Origin of the sequence: Proteiniclasticum sediminis (genome assembly GCF_018128025.1) — a bacterium.
Taxonomy (GTDB): domain Bacteria; phylum Bacillota; class Clostridia; order Clostridiales; family Clostridiaceae; genus Proteiniclasticum; species Proteiniclasticum sediminis.
Window position 1 is genome coordinate 1 of the sequence record NZ_JAGSCS010000037.1, and the last position, 5,004, is coordinate 5,004.

The 5,004-nt window shown below is 54.8% G+C and carries 7 protein-coding genes; all 7 read left to right on the forward strand.

Annotated features, from left to right (window positions below):
• The coding region (locus KCG48_RS14220; protein ID WP_211802841.1) for a sodium ion-translocating decarboxylase subunit beta at nt 1–315 on the forward strand (315 nt) is incomplete at its 5' end.
• A gap of 28 nt (nt 316–343) precedes the next feature.
• Nucleotides 344–484, forward strand: a complete 141-nt coding sequence (locus KCG48_RS14225) for an OadG-related small transporter subunit (RefSeq protein WP_211802842.1) — start codon at nt 344–346, stop codon at nt 482–484.
• A 46-nt stretch (nt 485–530) separates the two neighbouring features.
• Nucleotides 531–1,559, forward strand: coding sequence for a [citrate (pro-3S)-lyase] ligase (gene citC / locus KCG48_RS14230; protein WP_211802843.1), 1,029 nt, complete (start codon nt 531–533; stop codon nt 1,557–1,559).
• Nucleotides 1,560–1,886, forward strand: a complete 327-nt coding sequence (citD, locus tag KCG48_RS14235; protein WP_211802844.1) for a citrate lyase acyl carrier protein — start codon at nt 1,560–1,562, stop codon at nt 1,884–1,886. It begins immediately after the preceding gene.
• Complete coding sequence (gene citE / locus KCG48_RS14240; protein ID WP_211802845.1) at nt 1,874–2,764, forward strand: citrate (pro-3S)-lyase subunit beta; 891 nt, start codon at nt 1,874–1,876, stop codon at nt 2,762–2,764. The genes citD and citE overlap by 13 nt, the downstream gene beginning before the upstream one ends.
• A gap of 2 nt (nt 2,765–2,766) precedes the next feature.
• Nucleotides 2,767–4,305, forward strand: a complete 1,539-nt coding sequence (gene citF / locus KCG48_RS14245) for a citrate lyase subunit alpha (protein WP_211802846.1) — start codon at nt 2,767–2,769, stop codon at nt 4,303–4,305.
• Between the two features lie 26 nt (nt 4,306–4,331).
• Nucleotides 4,332–4,886 (forward strand): citrate lyase holo-[acyl-carrier protein] synthase, encoded by a 555-nt coding sequence (citX, locus tag KCG48_RS14250; RefSeq protein ID WP_211802847.1) that lies wholly within the window; start codon nt 4,332–4,334, stop codon nt 4,884–4,886.
• Nucleotides 4,887–5,004 lie beyond the last annotated feature (118 nt).

Sequence of the window (5,004 nt, forward strand, 5' to 3'; positions counted from 1 at the left end):
AAGATGACCGCCGAGCAGTTCTGGAATGTCCAGACCCTCATGATCATCGCCTTCGGTCTGGTGGCCTTCATCATGGATACCATCGGCGGCGTGCTCTTCGCGAAGTTCCTGAACCTTTTCCGCAGGGAAAAGATCAACCCCATGATCGGTGCTGCGGGAATCTCCGCATTCCCCATGTCTGCCCGTGTGGTGCAGAAGCTGGCCTCAGAAGCGGACAAGCAGAACTTCGTGCTGAACTATTCCATCGGAGCCAACGTATCCGGCCAGATCGCTTCGGTCATCGCCGGCGGACTGATCCTGTCCTACTTCCTGTAGACAAGATCGTGTGAAAGGAGAAGAAATTATGGAACTGAATTTTGATCCCGAAATCATCGGGCAGGGCCTGGAAATCATGGCCTTCGGCATGGCCGGCGTCTTCGTTGTCGCCATTATCCTCTACCTGGCCAGCCTGGCGCTGCTTAAGGTATTCCCCAGCCAAAAGTAACCCTGCCCAGAACTTGGGAAGGAAAATACAGAAGGAAGTGAGTTAAATGGAGCTGAGCATTCGCAGACTGTGGGTAAAAAAGATCGACAAGGACCGAAAGCGCTGGGAAGAAATTCTCCAGCAGGCCGGCATCCGGACGGAAGAGCTGGTGGACTACACCGTGGGCGTCTTCGACGGAGACACCCTGGCTGCCACCGGGTCCCGTTACCGGAATGTGCTGAAGTGCATTGCGGTATGCAAGTCCTATACCGGCGGTGAGGCCGTGAGCCTTCTGGTCTCCCACCTCATGTCCGAGGTCTTTGATGAGGGTCACCTCTCCTGTTATGTCTACACGAAGCCCTCTTCGGCAGACTCCTTCCGTTACCTGGGCTTCCAGGAGATCGAGCGGGTCGGCGACCAGCTGGTCTTCATGGAAAAAGCCCTCCACGGGTTCCCGGAATTTCTCCGGAACCTGGCCAAAGAAAAAGTGCCCGGAGAAAAGGTGGCAGGGATTGTCATGAATGCCAATCCCTTCACCAAGGGGCATCTCCACCTGGTGGAGAAAGCCGCCCGGGAAAATGATATTCTCCATGTCTTTGTCCTGTCCGAGGATTTATCGGACTTTCCCGCCAAAGTGAGAATGGAACTGGTGAAGAAAGGGACTGCCCATCTTCCCCAAGTCCGGATCCATGAAACGGGAGACTATATGGTATCCGCGAAAACGTTCCCGTCCTACTTCCTGAAAGAGGACGCCGACATCACGGAAGTCCAGGCCACCCTGGACGCGAAGATCTTCAAGGACCACATTGCCCCAGCCCTGGGCATCACCCGGCGGTATGTGGGGGAAGAGCCCCTGTCCTTCGCCACCAACATCTACAACGGCGCACTGAAAAAAGTCTTTGGTGAGGATCTGGAGATCATCATCATTCCCCGGAAAGAATCCGGCGGAAATGTCATCAGTGCTTCCCGCGTCAGACAATACCTGAAGGAAGGACGGATTCCCGAACTGAAGGATCTGGTTCCGCCCACCACCTTTGAGTTCCTCGTTTCTCCGGAAGGAGAACCTATAATAGAGAAAATCAAAAACAAGGAGTGAATGAAGTTGCAGAAGTTTGTAATTGAAAAGCAGGCCGTAGCCGGCACGCTGGAATCCTCGGACCTCCAGATCATCATTGACAAGAATGACGGAAATGGAATCGAGATCGAGCTGAAGAGCAGTGTGGAGAATCAGTTTGGAAGAAGAATCCGTGAGGTGTTGAACAGCACCTTGACTAATCTTGGGGTGGAAGACGCCAAGCTCACCGTAGTGGATAAGGGTGCCCTGGACTGCACCATCATCGCCCGAACGGTGGCCGCTGTGCATCGCGCAGCCAATGCCACAGACAAGATTGATTGGGAGGGACTTGAAGCATGGAACGCTTAAGAAGAACAATGATGTTTGTTCCCGCCAGCAACGCTGGTATGCTGCGGGATGCCTATATCTACGGAGCCGACTCCATCATGTTTGACCTGGAGGACTCCATTTCCCTGAAGGAAAAGGATACTTCCCGTTTCCTGGTTTACCAGGCCGTGAAGACCATCGACTACGGCAACGTGGAAACCGTAGTTCGTATCAACTCCCTGGACATGGGCGGACGCGACGACGTTCACGCCATGGTCAGAGCCGGAATTGATGTTATTCGTCTTCCCAAGACCGAAACCGCCCAGGATGTTCTGGACACGGAAGCCGTCATTGAAGAAGCCGAAAGACAATGCGGACGCGAAGTGGGTTCCACCCGCATGATGGCCGCCATCGAAGGACCTGTGGGCGTGCTCAATGCCCTGTCCATCGCCCAGTCCAGCAAGCGCCTCATCGGCATTGCCCTGGGAGCAGAGGACTATGTCACTTCCATGAAGACCAAGCGCTATGCCGACCGCAACAGCGAAGAAATCTTCTTTGCCCGTTCCATGATCGTCCACGCTGCAAGAGCCACTGGCATCGCGGCCTTGGACACCGTATTCTCCGACGTCAATGACATGGAGACCCTCCGCAAGGAAACCGAAATGATCAAGCAGCTGGGCTTTGACGGCAAGTCCGTCATCAACCCCCGCCAGATCCCTGTGGTGAACTCTGTCTTCACCCCCACGGAGAAGGAAATCACCAACGCCGTCAACGTCATGAATGCCATCGCAGAAGCCGAAGCCAAGGGATCAGGCGTCATCGCCCTCAACGGAAAGATGATCGACAAGCCCATTGTGGAACGTGCAGAACGCGTACTGGCTCTGGCAGAGGCTGCCGGCGTATACAGGAAAGGAGAATAATCATGGCACAGAATCAGATTGGACGAGAAATTCCTCAGGAGTTCGTCGATAGCTTCGGACTCTTTGAAGGACAGTTTGCAAAAAAGCATGAATATAAGAGAGCCTCAGGAATGGTCAGCTCCGTAAATCCCGGGGAATCCAAGATCCTGGGCTCCATCCGAGAAGCCATCGAGAAATCCGGCCTGAAGGATGGCATGACCATCTCCTTCCATCACCACTTCCGTGAAGGGGACAAGGTCCTCAACATGGTCATGGAAGAAATTGCCGCCATGGGCTTCAAGAACCTGACCCTGGCATCCAGCTCCATCGCCAACGTTCATGATCCCATCATCGAACACATCAAGAATGGCGTCATCACCAACATCACCTCCTCGGGTCTCCGAGACAAGGTGGGTGCAGCCATTTCCCACGGCATCATGGAGAACCCCGTGGTGATCCGTTCCCATGGCGGACGTGCCCGTGCCATCGAGAAGGGCGATATCCATATCGATGTGGCCTTCCTGGGTGCCCCCAGCGCAGACTGCTACGGAAACGCCAACGGTTCCCACGGAAAAGCCACCTGCGGATCCCTGGGCTATGCCCGTGTGGATGCGGAGTTTGCCGATAAGGTCGTGATCATCACCGATAATCTCGTTCCCTATCCCAACACCCCCATCAGCATTCCCCAGAACCATGTAGACTATGTGGTTGTCGTGGATTCCATCGGAGACCCCAATGGCATTGCCAAGGGTGCTACCCGAATCACCAGCAACCCCAAGGAACTGCTCATTGCCGAAAATGCCTGCAAGGTGATCACCGCATCCCCTTACTATAAGGAAGGATTCTCCTTCCAGGCCGGTACCGGCGGATCCACCCTGGCCGTGGCCCGTTTCCTGGCTGACGCCATGCGCAAGGACAACATCAAGGCTGGATTCGCCCAGGGCGGACTCACCGGACACCTTTGCGAAATGCTGGAGGAAGGCCTCATTGAGAAGGTCATCGACACCCAGAGCTTTGACCTGGGCGCCATCAACTCCATCAAGAACAACCCCAACCACTACGAGATGAGCGCTTCCTTCTACGCCAACCCCGGCAACAAGGGCGCAGCCGTGAACCAGCTGGATGTGGTCGTGCTTTCCGCCCTGGAAATCGACACCAACTTCAACGTCAACGTCATGACCGGTTCCGACGGAATCATCCGCGGCGCTTCAGGCGGACACAGCGACACTGCTGCCGGAGCCAAGCTGAGCCTGATTCTGACCCCCCTCATCCGTGGACGCATCCCCACCATCGTGGACGAAATCAACACCGTCATCACCCCGGGCGAAAGCATCGACGTGGTGGTTACCGAAATCGGTATTGCCGTGAACCCCAGAAGACAGGATCTCATCGAAGCTTTCGCGAAGCTCCATGTTCCCCAGTTCACCATTGAAGAGCTGAAGGAAAAGGCTTATGCTGTGGTAGGAACCCCAGATCCCATCGTCTATGGCGAGAAGGTTGTGGCAGTCATCGAGTATCGTGACGGCAGCGTCATCGACGTGGTTCGCCAGATTCAGAAGTAATCCCGAGAAAGAAAGAGGAATGACGTATGGTTTATGGATTTGAAACCGGAGACCGGCCCACGCTGGATGAAGTCCTGAACACCCGGGAAAACCGGGCAGGATTTCAGCACCTGCTCTTGAATAAGTTTCCCGGTCATCCGGTGATCAGCTTCAAGCTAAACATCCCCGGACCGGTGAAAAATAATGAAGCCATCCGTCAGATATTTCGCATCGGCCAGGAGGACATCCTGGCCCAGTTGAACGCACACAGGCTGGACATCTGCTACCAGAAGACTTTGGATCTCCCCACGGGACCGGAGCTTTTCCTGGTGGTGGAGGCCCAGCCTTGGGCGCTGAAAAAGGCCATGACGATCCTGGAGGAAGAAACCCCTTTAGGCCGCCTTTATGACATCGATGTGCTCCATGAGGAAGAGGGAGAGCAAAAAAGCGTCAGCCGTACCCAGCTGGGACTTCCTTCTCGCCGCTGCCTGGTCTGCGAAAAAGATGCCAAGGTCTGCGGCCGAAGCCGGGCCCATACGATGGACGAGATGCATGAAGAAATAATTAAGATGATGAATAACGAAAGGAGATTGAAGATATAGTGGAAAAAAAGATCCGATTTATGGACACCGTTCTGCGTGATGCCCATCAGAGTCTCTTTGCCACCCGCATGTCCACGGAGCAGATGCTGCCCATCCTGGAAACACTGGATGAAGCCGG